The sequence below is a fragment of the Parapedobacter sp. ISTM3 genome (assembly GCF_016533505.1).
Classification (GTDB): Bacteria; Bacteroidota; Bacteroidia; order Sphingobacteriales; family Sphingobacteriaceae; genus Parapedobacter; species Parapedobacter luteus.
In genome coordinates this window covers 81,191-101,348 of record NZ_JAENGN010000006.1, presented here as the reverse complement: position 1 = coordinate 101,348, position 20,158 = coordinate 81,191, and the positions used below count along the sequence as shown (strand labels likewise).

Sequence of the window (20,158 nt, the reverse complement as noted above, 5' to 3'; positions counted from 1 at the left end):
GCTATTGGTTGTTTGTCGACCGGCAAAATCAGCGCGGGCAACAACTTACCCTAAATATGGGTATCAACGATGGCGGCTTTAGCTTGTTTACTTTATATCACGCCATGAAGCGGTCCACCCTTCGCTCCCATCGCATCCACACGTTTCTCTACTTGGGGATCTTTGATGAGCTCGGGGGCGTGATGGGGCTTTTTGCGTGCGTCAATAATTACCGGTCCATGGCATCCCCAATGCTTGTGCCTGGTGAAACTCCCCACGCCATGGATATCATGCGAAGGGTTGCTGCGGGTGAATGTAATCCACACCAGGTTATTGATGTTGGCAGCAGTAAATGCGGCATCATCACAAAGCACGATAAGCATGATGCCTGTAAAGTCAACTGCATGTACTGCAGCACTCCACCGCTCAATGCGGCCAGCCTCCGTGTCGTTGTCCGTGAATGGAGGGGCTTCGACGGCCAAAATGCCGGGCAGTGCGAGTTTGCACTCCTGAAACGGCTGGGGCAATGACAGACCGGCAGGCAGTTCGGTAGCCAGTTCGCGCCTTTTGCTGCCAGCGGCGGCAAAGACTACCTTCGAACCCGCATTCAATCCGTCGCCCGAATAGTCAAGGGTGTCAATGGTTGTTTGCGTATGAAAGTGCAAATCCCGCTGGAAGTCTATACGTTCGAGCACATGTTTCAAAAAAGCTGCTACGTCATGGATATCCAATTCGGGGTTATCCTGATATGCAGTTATAAAAAGGTATTTGGCAAGGCTCAATTGGTTTTTGCCAAGCACCTGATTAGCAATGGTAAGAATTTCCTGCGGCCGATCAGTTTCCAAATAAGGTGTGTAACGCTCGCTGCCGATGGCAAACAGCAGCGGGTGCACACCGGCAGCATCCACCGCGTGGACGGCATGGAGTCCGTTGATTTCCTGCGGAATAGCGGATCCGGTGATTTCGTGTATCAATGCCCCAAAGCTGGTGTCTTCCTGTGGCGGGCGTCCAACGACAGTAAACGACCAGATGGGGTCTTTCCGGTGATATACTTTATGTATACGCATCAGCGGGAATGGGTGCACCAGACTGTAATAGCCCAGATGGTCGCCAAAAGGCCCTTCTGGCTTATTCTCCCCCGGATAAACTGTACCAGTAATAACAAAATCAGCATCTGCAGAAACACAGAAACCTTCCTCATCATAGAAATACCGGAAACGTCTATTGCCCAGCGCTCCAGCAAACGTCAGTTCCGACAACCCTTCAGGCAACGGCATTACGGCGGATAACGGGTGCGACGGCGGGCCGCCCACGAAAATGCTTACCTTGAGCGGCTGCCCCATTGCATTCGCCTTTGTTTGATGCACCCCAATGCCTCGGTGAAGTTGGTAATGAAGACCTACTTCAGCATCACGTACGTAATCGTTGCCTGCCAGTTGGATACGATACATGCCAAGATTGGCATGCATGGGGCCAGGCTTGGCTACGTCCTCGGTATAAACCTGGGGCATCGTCACAAAAGGACCGCCATCCATGGGCCAATTCACGATTTGAGGCAATTGGCTGATTTGCGTGGTGCCATAGAGGATCGGGGCACCGCTTCGCTTTTTCCACGGCAACGCCGATAAAGCGGTCGTTGCTACATGCGCGTATTTCAAGGGATTTTTGAGTGCCCGCATAGGATCGGACTTGACGTCTACCAGCACTTTGATTTTGTCAAGTGTATCTCTGAACATAAAACGCGATCGCTCCAACGTGCCGAAGAGATTGGACACTGCCGGAAACTGGCTTCCCTTAATGTTTTCAAACAACAAGGCTGGTCCTTGAGCATCGTAGACGCGCATATGAATGGCAGCCATCTCCAGATACGGGTCGACCTCCTGTTTGATGCGAATCAGGTGGTTATGGCGTTCCAGGTCATCGATGCATGCAGCAAGGCTAGTATATCCCATGGGGCAATTAAGTTGTTTGTGGCAAAGATAGGCGATACTTGCGCTTAATCAATCCAATTTCTTAAATTCGCCCACGAATAATGAGGAGAATATCGGCATAGATGCAACTTACCAAGCTCGAAATAAAAGGCTTTAAAAGTTTCGGTGACAAAATTACCATTCATTTCAACGAAGGCGTGACGGCTATTGTAGGGCCTAATGGCTGCGGCAAATCCAATGTGGTGGATGCCATCCGTTGGGTACTCGGCGAACAGAGTACCCGTATGCTTCGTTCGGAAAAGATGGAAAACATCATCTTCAACGGCACCAAAAATCGCAAGCCTGCAAACCTTGCCGAGGTATCGCTTTCGTTTGATAACACGAAGAACATCCTACCCACGGAGTTTTCACAGGTAACTATCACCCGCAAGCTTTACCGCAATGGGGAAAGTGAATACCGGCTTAATGACGTGAAATGTCGTCTGAAAGACATCACCGATTTGTTTTTGGATACAGGTATCGGTGCCGATTCCTATTCCATCATCGAACTGAAGATGATTGATGAAATCATCAACAATAAAGAAAACTCACGCCGCAACCTTTTTGAGGAAGCTTCGGGCATCTCCAAATACAAAGTCCGCAAAAAGCAGACGCTTAATAAGCTGAAGGATACCGAAAGTGATTTAGCACGGGTCGAAGACCTGCTGTTTGAAATCGAGAAAAACCTCAAGACCCTGGAAAACCAGGCCAAAAAAGCAGAACGCTACCATCGGCTTAAAGCGCAGTACAAAACGCTAAGTGTGGCATTGGCCACTCACCGCATTACGCATTTCAGTGAGTCGCTGGCACGTTTAGACGAACAAGAATTGAGCCAGCGTACCGAACAGGCCCGCGTGAGCGCGGAAATAGCCAAGCTGGAGGCACAACTCCAGCAGTTGAAACAAGAAAGCCTGGCGAAAGAGAAAAACCTTTCCACCCAGCAGAAGGCCACGCATGAATATATCGCGAAAATACGTGCATACGAAAGCGAAAAAAAAGTAAAAAACGAACAGCTTCGCAACCTGCAGGATAAGGAAAAGCGGCTTAGCGAAGAACTTGCCCAAGATAAACAACAGCTCAATCATGCGCTGTATAATATCAAACGGCTAAACGAGGAGCATGCCGTAGAACAACAGAAACTCGATACCATCACCACCGCACTTAACCGGCAACGGACCGAGGTTGACGAACTGCGCGGGCAACAGCAAACGGCTAAGAACAAGCTCGACGCCATCACACGGCAACACAACGAGCTACAAAACGAAAGCTATAAGCTCGAAAAGGAAATTGCCGTATTGCATATCCAGCGCGATGCACTCGAGCAGGAAAGCCTACGAAATGTAACGGACGCCGCATCAAAGGCGGCCGAGCTCGATCAGTTCAACGCGTTGGTTGCTGAACTCGAGGACCAAACAACTACGTTGCAGCGGGAGTACGACCTCGCCGTTCAGTCAGAAGACGAATTGCAGCGGCAAATTACCGATACCGAGGCCGTTATCCAGTCGCTTAAGGATGCAATCATCAAGGACAACAGGCAACTTGATGCCAAACAAAACGAATATAACCTAACCAAATCCCTGGTTGACAATCTGGAAGGTTTCCCGGAGTCTATCCGATTCCTGCGTAAAAGCGCGGCTTGGAAAAAGCAATACCCGTTGTTTTCTGATATCCTCTTCTGCCAAGAAGATTACCGCATTGCGGTCGAAAATTACCTCGAACCGTACATGAATCACTACGTGGTGCAACACCACGGGGAGGCGGTGCAAGCGATACGTCTATTGAGCGATGCCGCACGTGGGCGGGCCAATTTCTTTGTGCTTGACGCCATCGACGGCCTGCGCGTGCCTGAGTCGCTGCCAGTGCCAGACAACCGTCTAATCTCGGCGCTCGATATAATCAGCGCGGACGAACGATATCTTCCATTGTGCAGGATGTTGTTGCATAACGTCTTCTTGCTTCAGGCAGACGACGAAAAGGCGCTGGAAGAACCACTACCGATGGAAGCGATCGTCGTGCTTCACAAAGGCGGCAAATTTGGCAAAAACCGATTTGGCATTTCTGGCGGTTCGGTGGGCCTCTTTGAGGGAAAACGCATCGGGCGGGCTAAAAACCTCGAAAACCTGTCCAAAGAGATCAAATCATTGGGGCAGCATATCGCTGCCCAGCAAGAACGACTGGATACGGCAATACAGCAGGTTGCAAGCTTAAAAAATAGCTCGCAAAAAGCGCGGATGGAAGAACTCAGCCAGCAACTCAACCGGCTCAACAACGAGCTGGTTTCGGTAAAGACCAAGCAGGAACAATACCAAGCGTTCATCACCACCAGTCAAAACCGAAAGCATGACATCGAACAGAAAATAACAGGTATCGTCGGTGAACTCCGGGAGGCTGAACCGCGGCTGGAACGATTGAAAGCCGAAAAAATGGAGCTTGATACGACCGTGCAGGAAATGCAGTTGGCTTTCCAAGAGCTGTCCGAAATACTCACCGAGCGGTCGTCGGCCTACAATCAGGAAAATATCCGCTTTCATCAGCAGCAAAACAAGGTGTCCAGCATCAATAAGGATCTCGAATACCGCGAAAGCCTACGAGATACGTACGAAACCCGCATCGCAAAAAACGCTACCGAATACGAGCAGGTGCAGGCCGATATCAAAGGGACGCTGCAGCACGTGGATGACTCGGATGAGGATCTCATCGCCATGTATGCGCAAAAGGAAGCATTCGAAAAAGGTCTGCAGGAGGTAGAAGAAGCGTATTATGCCGCTCGCGGAAAAATAAACGAGACGGAAGACCAAATCACCCAGCTGCGCAGGCAGAAAGAGCAGGTGGACTTTTTATTCGACGAGCTGCGTGATAAAAAGACCAGTCTCAAGCTCGATCTAAATGCGCTGAAGGAACGTCTTTCGGTGGAATTTTCGATCGATATCAATGAGCTGATGGCCGCAGCCTCCGAGAAGCCGGAGACTACAAATACCGAGCCAGCAGACGATGAGGAAACCCTACGCGAGAAAACAGACAAGCTGCGCAGGCAATTGGACGACTTCGGCAGCATCAATCCGATGGCTATGGAGGCCTACCAAGAAATGAATGAGCGTTACACATTCATCGTCAAAGAAAAACAAGATCTGCTGGACGCCAAAAATTCGCTGCTGGAAACGATTCAAGAAATCGACGACACTGCACGGGAAAAATTTATGGACGCGTTTACCCGGGTTCGGGAAAATTTCATCAATGTGTTCCGCTCGTTATTTAATGAAGAAGACACCTGCGATCTTATCTTAAGTGACCCCAATAATCCACTGGAATCTGATATCGACATCATGGCCCGCCCGAAAGGTAAGCGGCCGCTGTCCATCAATCAGCTTTCCGGCGGCGAAAAAACATTAACCTCCACCGCCCTTTTGTTTTCATTGTACTTGCTTAAGCCGGCACCTTTCTGTATTTTCGATGAGGTAGACGCACCGCTTGACGATACGAATATCGACAAGTTCAATAACATCATCCGTAAGTTTTCAAACCAATCGCAGTTTATCATCGTATCGCACAACAAGCGTACAATCGCAAGCACGGATATCATTTACGGCGTGACCATGGTCGAACAGGGGGTATCGCGTGTCGTGGCTGTGGATATGCGCGAGGTCGCCTAAAAATTACTGGCGATGGGTTTCCGTCGGCCAGGACTCGGCTTTGGGTAACCATCCGGCCAGCTTGCCACGGTAAGGGCTCAGTTTGTCCCAAAACCAACGATTGGGGTCTTTGCCTGCCTCCCCGCAGTCAATCACCTCGCATGAACGACGGAAGCGATCATATAAACCAAACAACAAGATTACACGAAGTAAACCACTGTATTTCAGCAATAAAAACTCAGCCAAAAGATGCCCCACAATCTCTACCGAAAACGAGTCGTCGCTAATGGCCAACGGTTTTCCATAGTTTGTGTGATAATCTTTCCTAATCAGGCGTACTAACAACGCAATCGGCTGTTCGGATCCCGCTGTCATGGCCCGTTTAGTGGATTCGCCGTTGGTGATGCGCACAAGGCCATCCTCGAAACGCACAGGCACCACACTATTCGCAATGTGATATTCTTTTTTCATTAACGCATCATGTAATCACCACAAATAGCTGATACAAAGATAAATAAAACAAATTTTAACTGTAAGTTAACCCCTCAAACCACCCACATCATCCGCACTGACAAAATTGCAGCACGTTCTTTATTTCTCTTTCAGCCCCAATTTTATTAATTTGGTCTTCGGTTTCGAAAACTCAATTTCATATTTGTTGTATTTGTTGTAACTAATTATTCAATTCAATATGGGAAAAGGAGATAAGAAAAGCAAACGTGGAAAAATCGTCAATGGATCGTATGGCAAAAGAAGGCCAAGCAAGAAGAAGAAAAAGGCACCTGAAGCCGCTGCTTCGGAAGAAAAAGATTAGGTAGCCCGTCGCTGCCTAATCACTTCGTACAAAGCTACTCCAGCTGACACGGATACATTGAGTGAAGCAATGGTGCCAACCATGGGTATTTTCGCCAAATGGTCTACGACGCGCAGCAGATCATCGGAAATGCCATGCTCTTCTGAGCCCAGCACCAAGGCTGTCGGCACTGAATAATCAAATTGATATAAATCGCTGTCTGTCTTTTCCGTACAAGCTACCACCTGAATCCCTGATTCTTGCAGAAAGCGGACGGTTTTGGCGAGACTATCTTCCCTGCACACGTTGATTTTGTAGAGTGCACCGGCGGACGTTTTAATGGCGTCGGGATTTATTTCGGCCGACCCCTTTTTGGGTACAATAAAGGCATGTACACCCGTACATGCCGCCGTGCGCGCTATGGCGCCAAGGTTTCGTACATCAGTAATACCGTCAAGGATAATCAGCAAGGGTACCTCACCTTTCTCGTATATCATCGGTACGACGTCTTCCGTACGTTGGTAGGTGATTGGCGAGATTACCGCGATGACACCTTGGTGGTTTTTGCGTGTCATCCGATTGAGCTTTTCGACAGGCACCTGCTGGTAGCTGATCCCCTGCTGCTTGAGCACTTGCTTCAATTCGAGGAACAGCGCCCCCCCTAACCCGCGTTGAACGAAGAGCGATTCGATTTCCTTGCCACTGTCTATGGCTTCGATGACCGCCCGTATCCCGTATATGTGCTGGTTCGTTTCCCGCTTTTCATTCCCGCTGCCGCGCCATTGCTGATATTGCATATCGTACGATTTTGGGCACGAAGTTACGCATTGTCGGGGCGAGATGCAATTTTATACTAAATCAGCCAACTTGGCGAGGCTCTTTTCAATAATAGACAAGCTATCGTCCAATTGTGTTTTATTGATGACCAAGGGCGGCGCAAAGCGAATTTTATCGCCATGTGTGGGCTTGGCCAGTAGCCCCTGGTCCTTCAACACGAGGCACAGGTGCCATGCCGCGTCGGGGTTAATGTGCTCGATAACAATGGCATTAAGAAGTCCTTTACCCCGGACTTGTTTGATGAACGGATGCTGGAGTTGTTGTATTCTCTGTCGGAAGTAAGCACCCAATTGCGCCGCGTTCTCGGCCAGTCCTTCTTCCCGGATGACTTCGAGAGCAGCTATCGCCACTTTGCAAGCCAATGGGTTACCGCCATAGGTAGAGCCATGTTCACCAGCCTTAATGCACAGCATCACGTCGTCATCAGCTAAAACAGCGGAAATAGGCAACGTGCCACCACTGAGCGCTTTACCTAAAATGAGGATGTCTGGACGGATATTTTCGTGGTCACAAGCCAAGAGCTTTCCTGTCCGTGCCAATCCCGTTTGGATTTCATCTCCTATGAACAAGACATTTGCCCGCTTACATAAATCATAAGCGGCCGCCAGGTACCCATCGTCCGGCACAAATACGCCGGCTTCGCCCTGTATGGGCTCTACCAGGAACCCTGCAACCTGGGGATCGTTCAAAGCCTCAGCCAACGCTTCCAAATCATTATAAGGGACTATTTCGTAGCCCGGCATGAACGGACCAAACCCGTCGCGTGAGGATGGATCGGTGCTGAAAGACACGACATTGAGCGTCCGGCCATGAAAATTCCCTTCGACGGCGACGATCTTAGCCTGATTGACCGGTATACCTTTCCGGTCATACCCCCAGCGCCGAGCCAGCTTTAATGCAGTTTCGACAGCCTCGACGCCGCTGTTCATGGGCAGTACTTTATCATACCCGAAATACGTGGTAATGTACTGGGCGTATTCACCTAATAAATCACTGTGGAAAGCCCTTGAAGTGAGCGTTAGCTTTTGTGCCTGCTCAATTAATGCGCCGACGATCTTCGGATGGCAATGCCCTTGATTTACCGCTGAATACCCTGACAGGAAATCATAATACCGTTTGCCGTCGACATCCCATAGAAAGACGCCCTCCCCCCTTTCCAAAACGACAGGCAAAGGGTGGTAATTATGGGCGCCATATTGCAATTCCCTTTCGATAAATTGCTGCGTACGAAAGCTCGTGTTGGTAGTAACTGACATGTGCCAAAGTTACTATACTTTCCCAAAATTGTTGCATCCGTCCTTAAACAAATCCCCCTATATTTGTTCATTCACAAAAACGACTACCATGAGTCATCCCAAATTCGCTGCTTTGTTTATCCGACTACCTATCGCTATGTCATTCTTTGGCCATGGGCTCGTTCGCCTGCCGAAGCTGCAAACTTTTGCCGCAGGCATGGCAGAGCAATTTGCCGGCACCCCATTACCATATGCAGTGGTTTCGGCATTCGGCTATGTACTTGTTTTCGTGGAACTCATTACAGGCATTTGGCTCTTCACTGGCCGATGGTTCAATGAAGCGCTGATGGTAGGACTCACCGTGATGACCACCTTGATTTTCGGGAGTGCTCTCATCGAAAACTGGAACGCTGTGTCCGTACAACTTGTACACAGCATCTACTTGGCCGGGCTGTTGATTTGGCAAACGACGAACACGATGAAATCAGAAAAGGGAGCGTTCCGCTGATGACCGGATTGAGCAAACGCACACTGTGGCTGATGACGGTAGGTGCCGGTCTCGTGGTGGCCAACAATTACTACAACCAACCGCTGCTTGCCCTGATTGCGCGGGACTTCCAGGTTTCGGAGGCCCAAGCTGGCAGCGTGGCGATGGTTACCCAAATCGGTTACGCTGCTGGACTGTTTTTTTTGGTCCCACTCGCTGATATGTTTCATCGAAAGCGGCTTATACTGACCATTTTTCCATTCATCGTGCTGTCATTGTTGCTGGCTACATTCAGCTATACGCTATCGTGGTTGGTCATCGCCAGTTTTTTTATCGGCCTTACCAGCATCATCCCGCAACTTTTTGTACCACTAGCTGCTACGCTGTCCAGCCCGGCGGAGAAAAGCAAGTCCATCGGGATGGTTATGAGCGGCTTGCTTATCGGGGTCTTGGCTTCACGTGTTATCAGCGGCTTCATTGGTGCACAGCTTGGATGGCGGTACATGTTTTTCATTGGCGCTACCATCATGTTTATTTATTGGGTACTGGTCATGAAAACCTTACCAGAGGTGAAGCCATCGTTTAAGGGTAGCTATGGCTCGCTAATGCGTTCGCTCGTCCACTATTTTAGGACTGATTCCGCCTTACGGCTTGCCGCCTGGCGGGGGGCTTGCAGTTTCGCTATTTTTACCACCTTTTGGACTACACTGGTCTTCCATCTCGAAGCACCGCCGTTCTATGCAAGCAGTGACGTGGCCGGTGCGTTCGGCATCCTTGGCATAGCGGGTGCACTCGTGCCGGCATTTCTCGGCAAGATGATCGACCGGATAGACCGTAATCAGCTGGTCATCGGGTTGTCAGTACTCACCTTGATTTCTTGGTGGCTTATCGGCATCCCCGGAGCAACGGGCTATGGAGCGCTGATAATTGGTGTATTACTCATTGATGCAGCGCTGCAGGGCATCCACCTGACCAATCAAGCGATCATCTTTGCCAAACATCCCGAAGCTACCAACCGGGTAAACACGGTCTACATGACCAGCTATTTCGTGGGGGGGTCTTTGGGCACTTTTGTAGCTTCTCTGGCATGGGAACATTTTCAGTGGACGGGTGTTACCTTAGTAGGCGTGGGTTTCGCGCTGCTCATGCTGGCAGGGCACTTATTGCTATATCGCTACGCAAACTGACAAGGAATTCAATAGGCTATGCTATATACTAAAATTATGAATGGCGTGTGGGGAATAACCGCATTGGTGTTGGGCGCAATGGCCCCCGCTGCCGCACAAAATGATTCGCCCATAGGTGCCAACCTCGAAACCATCGAATATCCTTTTCCGGTGAGTTACATATCGCTGCAAATCCAGGGAGAAACACTGAAGATGGCTTATATGGATGTAGTTCCGAAAGCGCCCAACGGCGAAACCATGGTGCTGCTCCATGGCAAGAACTTCAATGGTGCGTATTGGGAACAGACCGCAGCCGACTTGGCCCAGCAAGGCTATCGGGTCGTGATGCCAGACCAAATCGGATTTGGAAAGTCTTCGAAACCAATCCGCATTCAGTATTCCTTCCAGTTGCTGGCGCTGAATACACGAAAGTTGCTGGATAACCTCCAAATCGACAAAGCTCATATCCTCGGTCACTCCATGGGCGGCATGCTGGCCACCCGGTTTGCGTTGATGTATCCTGAACGAACTCAATCGCTCATTCTGGAAAACCCAATTGGATTGGAAGACTGGAAAACTATGGTGCCCTACCAAACAGTAGATGACTGGTATAAGAGCGAACTTGAGCAGACCTATGATAAAATCAAAAGTTACCAACTTGCCTTCTACTACGGCAATCAATGGCGCCCGGAGTATGACCGCTGGGTACATATGCTTGCCGGTTGGACCAACGATGTCGATTATCCGCGCATTGCCTGGAATTCGGCATTGTTATACGACATGATTTTTACGCAGCCCGTAGTCTATGAATTCGGCGACATCAAGGTCCCAACCCTGCTCATCATCGGACAACGCGACCGTACAGCGTTGGGTAAGGCCAATGCGCCTAAAGCTGTACAGGAAACGTTGGGCAATTATCCTCTTCTGGGCAAGAAAACTGCTGAGGCTATTCCAAACGCGCGACTCGTGGAAATCGCTGATATCGGTCACTTGCCACATATTGAAGCTTACGCACGGTTCATCGAACCGTTGAAGCAGTTTCTCGCCAAGCGTTAGCGCCGCCAAGTGGACGGTCATTTCAATGTATATTTTCGATTGGCACCCATATTAGTGTTTAAACATTGATTACCTTTGCATCCGTATATATTTCAACGAAAACAAGTTTTTGGGACTGACTATGCAATTATTAGATGCGCTAAACTGGCGTTACGCCACGAAGAAGATGAACGGCCAACCCGTTCCGCAGGAGAAGGTGGATAAAATACTGCAGGCAGCATACCTTGCTCCAACATCATCCGGATTGCAACCTTTTAAAATTATCGTAATTACCAATGCGGAACTCCGCCAGAAAATCCAGCCAATCGCTTATGGGCAGCGTCAAATTGTGGATGGGTCTCATGTGCTGGTTTTTGCGGCATGGGACAACTACACTGCTGAACGGATTGACCGTGTTTTCAGTCATACGGCAGCAGAACGGGGTCTTCCGGCTGATACGTTTGATGACTACAAGAATCGGCTAAAAAACATGTATCTTAGCAGACCTGCCAATGCCAACTTTGAACACGCGGCACGGCAGGCCTACATTGCCTTTGGCTTGGCGATCGCGGCCGCGGCGGAACTCCGCGTCGATGCCACCCCAATGGAAGGTTTTGACAACGCTGCTTTGGACGAATTACTGCAGTTGCCCGCACAGGGACTCAAAAGCGTAACCATCTTGCCCTTAGGTTATCGGGATTCGGAGAACGACTGGCTGGTCAACCAAAAGAAAGTACGCTCACCTAAAGATGAATTATTTTTGCAAATTGTATAGCTCCGCTATTTAAGGAATAATAACGATGAAAATCGAAGTATGGTCGGACATCGCTTGTCCATTTTGTTATATCGGCAAACATCACTTTGAAGCCGCGCTTGCGCGGTTTAGCGGGCGCCAAGCCGTGAGACTGGAGTGGAAGAGCTTTCAGTTGGACCCCGACCTACCCAAAGATACTATTTACACCGATACCTACCATTACCTCGCCGAACGGAAGGGATTGCCCATTGCACAGGCGAGGGATATGACCGTTCGGGTAGCGGCCATGGCGAAACACGCCGGCGTTGAGCTGAACTTTGAGCGGACGGTAGTAGCCAATACGTGGGATGCTCACCGGCTGCTGCACATGGCCCAATTGCGGGGTGTGGGCAATGCTATGAAAGAAATCTTATTCCGCGCCCATTTTACGGAAGGAAAAGATATCAGCGACCGCGAGACATTGGTGGCTCTGGGGGAATCCGCAGGACTGGAACAGGCGGCTATCACAGCAATGCTGAACAGCGATCAATATGGATATGACGTGGCCAGGGATATCCAGGAGGCGCGCAATATCGGCGCCCGTGGAGTACCCTTTTTTGTGTTCGATCGTAAATATGCCGTCTCCGGTGCGCAGCCTTCCGAAGTATTTTTGGAAACACTGGAAAAGGCATTCGAAACATGGAAGAAGGAAAACCCCAACAAACCACTTGACCTGGCGGGAGGCCTCACATGTCGTCCTGATGGCGATTGTGACTGAGTCTTCCCATCACATTAATCGATTCGTCCGTTTCATATCAATAAATCCATGGGATTTAGAAAACAAATTTTTACCTTTGGTTGTATTTAAGCTGTAAATCAAATCTCTTAACCGTTATGGCAACTACCAACAGAAGGAATTTTTTACGTACAACCATTGGCCTGACTGTTGCTTCCACTGCTTTGGGCGTGAGCCCGTTAAATACTTTGGTGGGATGCAGTTCACCCAATTCATCCGGCGAATCATCTGATGAATCGGGCGGCTCACTGGAATTTTCACAGGAACCTTTGGACTACGAATACAACGCATTGGAGCCCCACATTGATGCACGTACAATGGAAATCCATTATACGAAACATCATACGGCTTACATCAATGCGGTTAATGAGGCTATCAAAGCCGAAGAAATAACTTATACCACTCCTGAGGAGCTTTTCGCCAATATCTCGGGCCTCTCCGCAAAAATCCGTAATAATGGAGGTGGTGCCTGGAATCATACGTTTTTTTGGAAATCGCTCCGTGCGCCGGTAGACGGCAATGCGCCAACGGGCGCACTGTTGGATGCCATTAATGGAGCATTCGGATCTCTCGACCAATTTAAAGAGCAATTTGCTACGGCTGGAACCGGCCGTTTTGGATCGGGCTGGGCTTGGCTCGTACGTGATAACGGCTCATTAAAAATAGGCTCGACCCCTAACCAGGACAACCCATTAATGGATGATGCGGAGCTAAAAGGGAAGCCCCTGCTTGGCCTTGATGTATGGGAGCATGCCTATTATCTTCACTATCAAAATCGGAGGCCTGAATATATCAGCAATTGGTGGAACGTAGTCAATTGGGATTTTGTGGCTGAGCAATTCAACGGATAATGCATTGCCAATGCGATCAAAAAAGCCCCGACTTTAAAACGAAAAAGAGTCGGGGTTTTTCAATAAGCTAATATCTCATTGCTCATTTAATTGCCGCTTTCTGCAGCGCCTTGCGGAGATTGGTCACCTGTTCATCCACCAATTTTTGTAAGGGAGAAGCAGCTAACATCTTCATCATCACCGGTAAGTCTGCTTCAATGACCAGCTTGGCCACGGTCGAGTTGTCGCCCTGTGGCTTGACAGACCAACGCACAGATACATCGAACGGGGCTTTTTCAGACGGCACTAGCACCACTTCGCTCTTTTCCTGCCGACTATCCACCTTGAGCGCCAACTTAGCCATGTTTTGGATAGTAAACTGCGCCTCGTCCTGCGTGGATGACCAACTGTAAACCGATGAAGGCATCAATTGCTCGTGGTTATTGCAATCCGCCAGAAAAGCATACACTTCGGCAACCGGTTTATCGATGGAGACTTGATTCTGAATAATGGTCATATAGGCCTTATTACTCGGTTGGTGACCATTCGCCCGGATTCTTCCGCCACTGTCCGAGTATTTCGATATCGTTGTTTAAAATATAGTTGTGTTTAGCGGCGACCTCAATAAGGGTGTCATAATTACATAGACTTACGTACCTGCACCTTGCTTCTGCGAAATTCGCATCTGCCTCCGCAAAACCATACGTGAAGATGGATACCAGGCCGACAACGTTGCATTCAGCGTCGCGCAGTGCTTGCACAGCTCTCAAGCTGCTCTTACCTGTTGAGATTAAATCTTCAACAACCACCACACGCTGACCACCGACGACTTCGCCTTCAATCAGGTTTTGCCGGCCGTGATCTTTGGATCCACTGCGTACATATGTAAACGGCAACCCCAAGTCCTGTGCAACCAACACCCCCTGCGGAATACCAGCCGTGGCCACACCGGAAATCATTTCCACCGATCCGAACTCCTCCTGTATCAGCTCAGAAAGCTTCTGGCGAATATATGTTCGGATAGGCGGGTGTGATAAAGCTACCCGGTTATCGCAATAAATCGGCGACTTCCAACCCGATGCCCATGTAAAAGGTTTTTTGGGTTGTAATTTAATTGCTTTAATTTGCAACAATGATTCGGCAACTTTTTGTGCAACCTCATTCATATTATTCATGGCGCAAATCTATAAAATTTATATGAACCAATCGGCCCTCGTTTTGGCAGATTTTATCCCCGGTGACTTACCCAATTTTCAAACGATTGACGATCAAGATTTTGACTTCGAAAAACTTTTCAAAGAATCAAAGCATAATAAATTTTTTATTACATATTTCATACTAATAAAAAACCCCAAGGAGTTTTTGAGCCTCATTAAAAAAAGAATCAAAGTAATTAAAGCGTCAGGTGGATTAGTGAAAAATGGCGAAGGGGACTACCTTTTCATCCATCGGCTTGGGAAATGGGACCTGCCTAAGGGTAAAGTGGATGATGATGAGTCAATGAAACAAGCCGCCGTGCGGGAAGTAGAAGAGGAGTGCGGAATTAAAGTCGATTACCTTGGACAGAAGGTCATGACCACTTATCATGCTTACATGCTGAAAGGCGAATTGGTATTGAAAAAGACAAACTGGTATGAAATGGGAGTCAACAAAGTTCCAAAACTAAAACCCCAGCTGGAAGAGGACATTACCGAGGCGATATGGCTGGGACGGGATAAATTCAATAAAATAAGGAAAAATACCTATCCGCTTATTGAGGACATTTTGAATACGATTACGCCCAATTGATATCATTTACCATGTAATACCTTTAAAAAGTACCATGTAATACCTTTAAAAAGAACTACACATGAAGACTGCGGTTTTTCCCGGATCTTTTGATCCCATAACGAATGCACATGTGGATATTGTCGTAAGGGGCCGGCGGCTTTTCGACAAAATTTATGTGGCTATTGGAACGAACACGACAAAAAAAGGCTATTTCAATCATGACGAGCGCCTGGCTATCACGCAGGAAGTATTTTCATCACATGGAGACTGTGTGGAGGTCGTACAGTTTGACGGGCTTACGGTAGATTTTTGCCGCAAGGTCGGTGCGTATTATATTCTGCGCGGTATGCGCAATGCCGGTGATTTTGAATTTGAAAAGGCCATCGCGCTCAACAATACGGTGCTTGCTCCGGATATTGAGACGGTGTTTCTGGTAAGCAGTAGCGGGCTGTCTCACATTTCTTCGACGATTATCCGCGAGATCATCATAAACGGTGGGGACATTAGCCAATTCGTTCCAGAAGCGGTACTAAAGTCGATAAAACGAAAACGATGAATATCCGTATTTGCGTGTTTCTACCCAATGTGGACTGGTTTCAAGCTTCCGTGTAGATGCATGTTCTAAAATTAGCCAAGCGCCCGGTTTTAATAAGCCAGCGGCGAACACAAGATTGGGAATTTGCGGCAATTGCGGCAGGTCATATGGCGGATCCGCGAATACCAAGTCAAATTGGTCTTTGCAAGATGGTATAAATTTGAGGGCATCGGCCTTTACCGCTTTTATAGCGGTCATGTTCAATTTCTTGGCGACGGTATTGATATACTGGATGCATTTGAAATGGGCATCTACCGCCACAACACGGGCTACACCGCGGGAAGCGAACTCGAATGTGATATTTCCTGTTCCTGAAAAAAGATCCAACGCGCCCAGTCCACTGAAGTCTATCCGGTTTTCCAGTACATTGAATAGTGCTTCCTTGGCCATGTCCGTAGTGGGCCGTACAGGCAAAGTGGATGGAGGATGTAATCGCAGTCCGCCGTGACTGCCCCCGATTATTCGCATAGATATAGCCCTAAAAGCGTAAGGTATTGATGTTGCTCCAACTGCAATGCCTGGGGTAGGCTTACCCCAGTAAGCTGCCCGCTGTCGGCAAATACCACATGTTCACTGTATTTTGTCACCCGTCGATGAAATTCGCCGTCTTCCGCAATATCGCCGGACAAACAACAAACGGGCTGCTTACCGATCAGCTCACCATTTGTTAATACTGCGAGCAGGTAGTAATTTAGGTCGTCCGGACCGAAGACTTCAAAATCATTGGCATAAATAAACTTTCCCGAATCAAGCACAGCGATATTGACGCAGGAAGCTTGTTTGTTGATGCTGACGAATGGGCCCGCCGTCTGCCGCGCATGCCCCACCACCGCCGCCAGCAACGGTTGGACCACAGGATAAATGCCCAGATGAGAAAACCGTCCGACAAACGGTTCCAAGCCCAATTGGTTGACATGATGAAGCAACGTAATACCAAGCGCGGGCAAACTGGATATCACGGTATCGGCAAGGCCGTCACCGGGCAAGTACCGACGGTATATATCGAGAGCACTTTCACGAAATGCCTCGCCAGGTACAAACGAATATGAACCATCGGGCACAGCCAACTTCACACGCCCGAAATTGAGATTCAGTAAATCAGCCACCTCTTGCTTGGTATGGCGCGGGTCATAAGCGGTAATGACTTTCAGTTGTCCGGCATTGTCTAACACAGCCAAGGCATTCTCTTCATGTCCTATTCTCGCCAATAAAGTGTACTCGGCGGCATGTTGTTGGTCAAAATCTGCGGAAATATATGTCATCACCGTTTATATGTCGCGACAAACTTACTTAGATAAATCATTTTGAACAAACTTTTGGCTACCTTTGGTCGTGCAGATTGCTGAATTACTTTACAGCCGTTTCCCCTTACAGCCTACCGGACAGCAGTATGAAGCATTCCAAAGGTTAGCTATTTTTCTGGGGCAGGCTGGTCATCATTCATGTTTCGTCCTTAAGGGGTACGCAGGTACGGGAAAGACCACCATCATCAGCACACTGGTGAATGCACTCCCCGTTTTACAAATGCGCACGGTCCTTTTGGCCCCCACGGGGAGGGCAGCCAAAGTAATGCGCAGCTATTCCGGCAAAAAGGCTTCCACCATCCACAAGAAGATATACCGCAAAAAGGTGGCCCTGTCTCCCGACATGGCTTTCGGGCTAGCTAATAATCCGCATACGGATACGCTTTTTATCGTGGATGAAGCATCGATGATATCCAACGAACGTTTTTCCTTTAACAGCAAAAGTCTTCTGGAGGATCTAGTAGACTATGTAAATAGCGGTCAAAACTGCTGCTTGATGTTTGTCGGCGACACGGCCCAGCTTCCGCCGGTGGGGCTTTTGCAAAGCCCCGCACTCGACGCGCAATGGCTTGCCGGCACGTTTGGTATGCAAGTATTCACCTTTGAGCTTACGGAGGTAGTACGGCAGGAAAAGCATTCGGGCATCCTTCACAATGCGACAGCTATACGCCAGCAAATCCAATCGGCTACAAACCATGCAGCCATTACTTTTCCACGCATCCGTGTAGCAGGTTACGGCGATATCTACCGGATGACAGGCGAACGGCTTATCGATGGCTTGCACTATGCCTATGATAAATACGGCCTGGAGAATACCATGGTTATCTGCCGTTCGAATAAGAATGCTAACAGCTATAATCAAAATATCCGTCACCGCATTCTGTTTAGGGATGAGGAGCTGACCGGTGGCGACTACATCATGGTAGTACGTAACAACTACTATTGGCTTTCGGCTGATTCGAATCGGACAGGTTTTATTGCAAACGGCGACATGGCACAAGTACGCAGGGTACGCAATGTCCACGAACAGCACGGCTTCCGTTTCGCCGACGTGAGTTTGGCCTTTATCGATACTGACGAAATCGAACCCATCGATTGCCGGGTAATGCTTGATACGCTGCACACGGATTCTCCCAGCTTATCGCAGGCCGATCAACAGCGCCTGTTTGACGCCGTGATGCAGGATTACATAGACATCCCCGACAAAAAGGAACGGATGGCCGCGCTAAAAGCGGATCCGTATTATAATGCCCTGCAAATCAAGTTTGCGATGGCCATCACCTGCCACAAAGCGCAAGGCGGACAATGGCAGGCGGTCTTCGTAGACCAAGGCTATCTCACCGACGAACAGCTCGACGTGGAGTTTTTACGTTGGCTCTATACCGCCTGCACCCGCGCAACCAAAGAGCTGTTTTTGGTGAACTTTCACGACGGCTTTTTCGGTGAAGGAGGCTCGTGACCGATAACCGAGCGTAGGCCGAAGGTTACCTCACAAAAATATTACAGGACCTTTGGAAACAAAGCAGGTATCCGTTTGTATATAAACCGTACACCAATCGTAACGACCGTTATATGAAAGAGGAAAGCAAGGTGGTCAACGCCTTCACGACAACATCCAAAAATGGCCAAGCGACACCAACGTTGCCATATTCCGAAGTCCAAGAAGATAAAAACCCTCGACCTTTAATCCGGATTATTGACGCCATCACGATTATCGTAGGCATCGTGGTGGGCGCAGGGATTTTCCGTACCCCATCGATTGTTGCGGCTAACACGGGCAGCCCCGAATTGTTTCTTTCCGTGTGGCTACTCGGCGGACTGGTGTCGCTCATCGGCGCCCTTTGCTATGCGGAGCTGAGCACCACATTTCCGAATACCGGAGGCGACTACCATTTCCTGATGCGGGCATTTGGCAAACGTTTTGCCTTCTTATTTGCTTGGGCAAGGCTAAGTATAATACAAACCGGATCCATAGCACTACTCGCTTATATTATCGGTGATTACCTTTCGCAGCTCTACCCGATTGGCAGCTATTCGTCAGCGATTTTTGCGGCGCTGGTGGTGACGACGCTTACGCTCATCAATATACTCGGGGTAAATTTCGGCACGGGTATGCAGAAACTGCTGTTCGCCTTTGAGTTTATCGGCATATTATGCGTGATCGTTGTCGGCTTTTTTATCAGCCCTTCCCCTACTGCCTTATCTGCGCTGCCAGTCACATCCTTAGACAACTCGTCGGCAATCGGGCTGGCGATGGTATTTGTGCTGCTTACTTTCGGCGGCTGGAACGAGGCAGGCTATATTTCCGCCGAACTGAAAGCCGGGAGTCGGAAAATGGTGCAAGTGCTGGTCATCAGCATTTTAGCCATTACAGCGATTTATCTGCTTATCAATTGGGCGTTTTTACACGCGCTCGGCATCGAGCGGATAGCCGCTTCCGAAGCGGTGGGTATCGACTTAATGCGTGTTACGTTGGGTGAACCGGGTGTATTGCTTATCGGCGTAATTGTGGCTATGGCTGCACTTACGTCCATCAATGCCACCATCTTTACGGGCGCCCGCACTAATTATGCGCTGGGGCGGGATTTTGAGGTCTTTGGCCGCTTAGGCAAATGGAACAGCAAGACGTCGTCACCGGTAAATGCCCTGATATTGCAGGGCATGATCGCGCTCGCTTTGATAGTGCTGGGCGCTCTTACGCGCGATGGCTTCCAGTCGATGGTAGACTTTACCGCGCCGGTATTCTGGTTCTTTTTCCTTGCTACCGGCGTAGCCCTGTTTGTTCTGCGCGCGAAAGAACCCGGTGTTGTCCGCCCATTCAGCGTACCGTTCTATCCGGTAACGCCGCTCATATTCTGCGGTTCGTGTGCTTATTTGCTTTACTCAAGCTTAGCCTATACGGGCATCGGCGCGTTAGTGGGGGTAGCCGTACTGTTGCTGGGTATGTTGTTTTTCTTCACAGTTCGGTAGTTATCAGTAATACCGCAGACATGATGCAA

20 protein-coding genes are annotated in these 20,158 nt (G+C 49.0%); 12 read left to right on the top strand and 8 right to left on the bottom strand.

Annotated features, from left to right (window positions below):
* Nucleotides 1–92: 92 nt before the first annotated feature.
* Nucleotides 93–1,931, bottom strand: coding sequence for a UbiD family decarboxylase (locus JHJ32_RS10140; protein WP_200120888.1), 1,839 nt, complete (start codon nucleotides 1,929–1,931; stop codon nucleotides 93–95).
* A 101-nt stretch (nucleotides 1,932–2,032) separates the two neighbouring features.
* On the opposite strand from JHJ32_RS10140, the gene smc reads away from it, so the two are divergent.
* Entirely contained in the window at nucleotides 2,033–5,599 is a 3,567-nt protein-coding gene (gene smc, locus JHJ32_RS10135; protein WP_200120887.1) for a chromosome segregation protein SMC, read from the top strand.
* A 3-nt stretch (nucleotides 5,600–5,602) separates the two neighbouring features.
* Here smc and JHJ32_RS10130 read toward each other — a convergent pair whose 3' ends face one another.
* Nucleotides 5,603–6,049, bottom strand: coding sequence for a hypothetical protein (locus JHJ32_RS10130; protein ID WP_079715846.1), 447 nt, complete (start codon nucleotides 6,047–6,049; stop codon nucleotides 5,603–5,605).
* 220 nt (nucleotides 6,050–6,269) lie between these two features.
* Here JHJ32_RS10130 and JHJ32_RS10125 point away from each other — a divergent pair, with 220 nt between their 5' ends.
* Nucleotides 6,270–6,392 carry a 30S ribosomal protein THX gene (locus JHJ32_RS10125; RefSeq protein ID WP_079715845.1) on the top strand — a complete coding sequence of 41 codons (123 nt, stop codon included), beginning with the start codon at nucleotides 6,270–6,272 and terminating at the stop codon, nucleotides 6,390–6,392.
* On the opposite strand, the gene rlmB is transcribed toward JHJ32_RS10125, so the two are convergent.
* Nucleotides 6,389–7,168 carry a 23S rRNA (guanosine(2251)-2'-O)-methyltransferase RlmB gene (gene rlmB, locus JHJ32_RS10120; RefSeq protein ID WP_079715844.1) on the bottom strand — a complete coding sequence of 260 codons (780 nt, stop codon included), beginning with the start codon at nucleotides 7,166–7,168 and terminating at the stop codon, nucleotides 6,389–6,391. The genes JHJ32_RS10125 and rlmB overlap by 4 nt on opposite strands.
* Before the next feature lie 51 nt (nucleotides 7,169–7,219).
* Nucleotides 7,220–8,464 (bottom strand): ornithine--oxo-acid transaminase, encoded by a 1,245-nt coding sequence (gene rocD / locus JHJ32_RS10115; RefSeq protein ID WP_079715843.1) that lies wholly within the window; start codon nucleotides 8,462–8,464, stop codon nucleotides 7,220–7,222.
* A gap of 88 nt (nucleotides 8,465–8,552) precedes the next feature.
* On the opposite strand from rocD, the gene JHJ32_RS10110 reads away from it, so the two are divergent.
* The 6 genes from JHJ32_RS10110 to JHJ32_RS10085 all read left to right on the top strand — a co-directional run bounded on the left by JHJ32_RS10110 (nucleotide 8,553) and on the right by JHJ32_RS10085 (nucleotide 13,511).
* Nucleotides 8,553–8,951 (top strand): DoxX family protein, encoded by a 399-nt coding sequence (locus tag JHJ32_RS10110; RefSeq protein WP_139378548.1) that lies wholly within the window; start codon nucleotides 8,553–8,555, stop codon nucleotides 8,949–8,951.
* Nucleotides 8,951–10,117: an MFS transporter gene (locus JHJ32_RS10105; RefSeq protein ID WP_079715841.1), complete on the top strand. Its 1,167-nt coding sequence runs from the start codon at nucleotides 8,951–8,953 to the stop codon at nucleotides 10,115–10,117. The genes JHJ32_RS10110 and JHJ32_RS10105 overlap by 1 nt, the downstream gene beginning before the upstream one ends.
* 18 nt (nucleotides 10,118–10,135) lie before the next feature.
* On the top strand, nucleotides 10,136–11,152 hold the full coding sequence (locus tag JHJ32_RS10100) for an alpha/beta fold hydrolase (RefSeq protein WP_304612944.1): 1,017 nt from the start codon (nucleotides 10,136–10,138) through the stop codon (nucleotides 11,150–11,152).
* Between the two features lie 121 nt (nucleotides 11,153–11,273).
* A complete protein-coding gene (locus tag JHJ32_RS10095; RefSeq protein ID WP_079715839.1) occupies nucleotides 11,274–11,906 on the top strand; it encodes a nitroreductase family protein in 633 nt (210 codons plus the stop codon).
* Nucleotides 11,907–11,931: 25 nt separating this feature from the next.
* On the top strand, nucleotides 11,932–12,642 hold the full coding sequence (locus tag JHJ32_RS10090; protein ID WP_200120886.1) for a DsbA family oxidoreductase: 711 nt from the start codon (nucleotides 11,932–11,934) through the stop codon (nucleotides 12,640–12,642).
* 116 nt (nucleotides 12,643–12,758) lie between these two features.
* Nucleotides 12,759–13,511 (top strand): superoxide dismutase, encoded by a 753-nt coding sequence (locus tag JHJ32_RS10085; RefSeq protein ID WP_200120885.1) that lies wholly within the window; start codon nucleotides 12,759–12,761, stop codon nucleotides 13,509–13,511.
* Nucleotides 13,512–13,593: 82 nt separating this feature from the next.
* On the opposite strand, the gene JHJ32_RS10080 is transcribed toward JHJ32_RS10085, so the two are convergent.
* Nucleotides 13,594–14,007, bottom strand: coding sequence for an SRPBCC family protein (locus tag JHJ32_RS10080; protein WP_079715836.1), 414 nt, complete (start codon nucleotides 14,005–14,007; stop codon nucleotides 13,594–13,596).
* A 10-nt stretch (nucleotides 14,008–14,017) separates the two neighbouring features.
* Nucleotides 14,018–14,665 carry an orotate phosphoribosyltransferase gene (gene pyrE, locus JHJ32_RS10075; RefSeq protein ID WP_079715835.1) on the bottom strand — a complete coding sequence of 216 codons (648 nt, stop codon included), beginning with the start codon at nucleotides 14,663–14,665 and terminating at the stop codon, nucleotides 14,018–14,020.
* A gap of 187 nt (nucleotides 14,666–14,852) precedes the next feature.
* On the opposite strand from pyrE, the gene JHJ32_RS10070 reads away from it, so the two are divergent.
* Both JHJ32_RS10070 and coaD read left to right on the top strand, forming a co-directional pair.
* Nucleotides 14,853–15,278: an NUDIX hydrolase gene (locus JHJ32_RS10070; RefSeq protein WP_233632586.1), complete on the top strand. Its 426-nt coding sequence runs from the start codon at nucleotides 14,853–14,855 to the stop codon at nucleotides 15,276–15,278.
* Between the two features lie 61 nt (nucleotides 15,279–15,339).
* Nucleotides 15,340–15,816, top strand: a complete 477-nt coding sequence (coaD, locus tag JHJ32_RS10065) for a pantetheine-phosphate adenylyltransferase (protein WP_079715833.1) — start codon at nucleotides 15,340–15,342, stop codon at nucleotides 15,814–15,816.
* On the opposite strand, the gene JHJ32_RS10060 is transcribed toward coaD, so the two are convergent.
* Both JHJ32_RS10060 and JHJ32_RS10055 read right to left on the bottom strand, forming a co-directional pair.
* Entirely contained in the window at nucleotides 15,790–16,323 is a 534-nt protein-coding gene (locus JHJ32_RS10060) for an RsmD family RNA methyltransferase (protein ID WP_079715832.1), read from the bottom strand. The two genes, coaD and JHJ32_RS10060, sit on opposite strands and share 27 nt — an antisense overlap.
* Nucleotides 16,314–17,117, bottom strand: coding sequence for a DUF3822 family protein (locus JHJ32_RS10055; protein ID WP_079715831.1), 804 nt, complete (start codon nucleotides 17,115–17,117; stop codon nucleotides 16,314–16,316). Before JHJ32_RS10055 ends, JHJ32_RS10060 begins: the two co-directional genes overlap by 10 nt.
* Before the next feature lie 70 nt (nucleotides 17,118–17,187).
* Between JHJ32_RS10055 and JHJ32_RS10050 the strand changes: the two genes are divergently transcribed.
* Both JHJ32_RS10050 and JHJ32_RS10045 read left to right on the top strand, forming a co-directional pair.
* Entirely contained in the window at nucleotides 17,188–18,618 is a 1,431-nt protein-coding gene (locus JHJ32_RS10050) for an AAA family ATPase (protein ID WP_200120990.1), read from the top strand.
* A 113-nt stretch (nucleotides 18,619–18,731) separates the two neighbouring features.
* Nucleotides 18,732–20,129: an APC family permease gene (locus JHJ32_RS10045; protein WP_079715830.1), complete on the top strand. Its 1,398-nt coding sequence runs from the start codon at nucleotides 18,732–18,734 to the stop codon at nucleotides 20,127–20,129.
* Nucleotides 20,130–20,158: the final 29 nt, after the last annotated feature.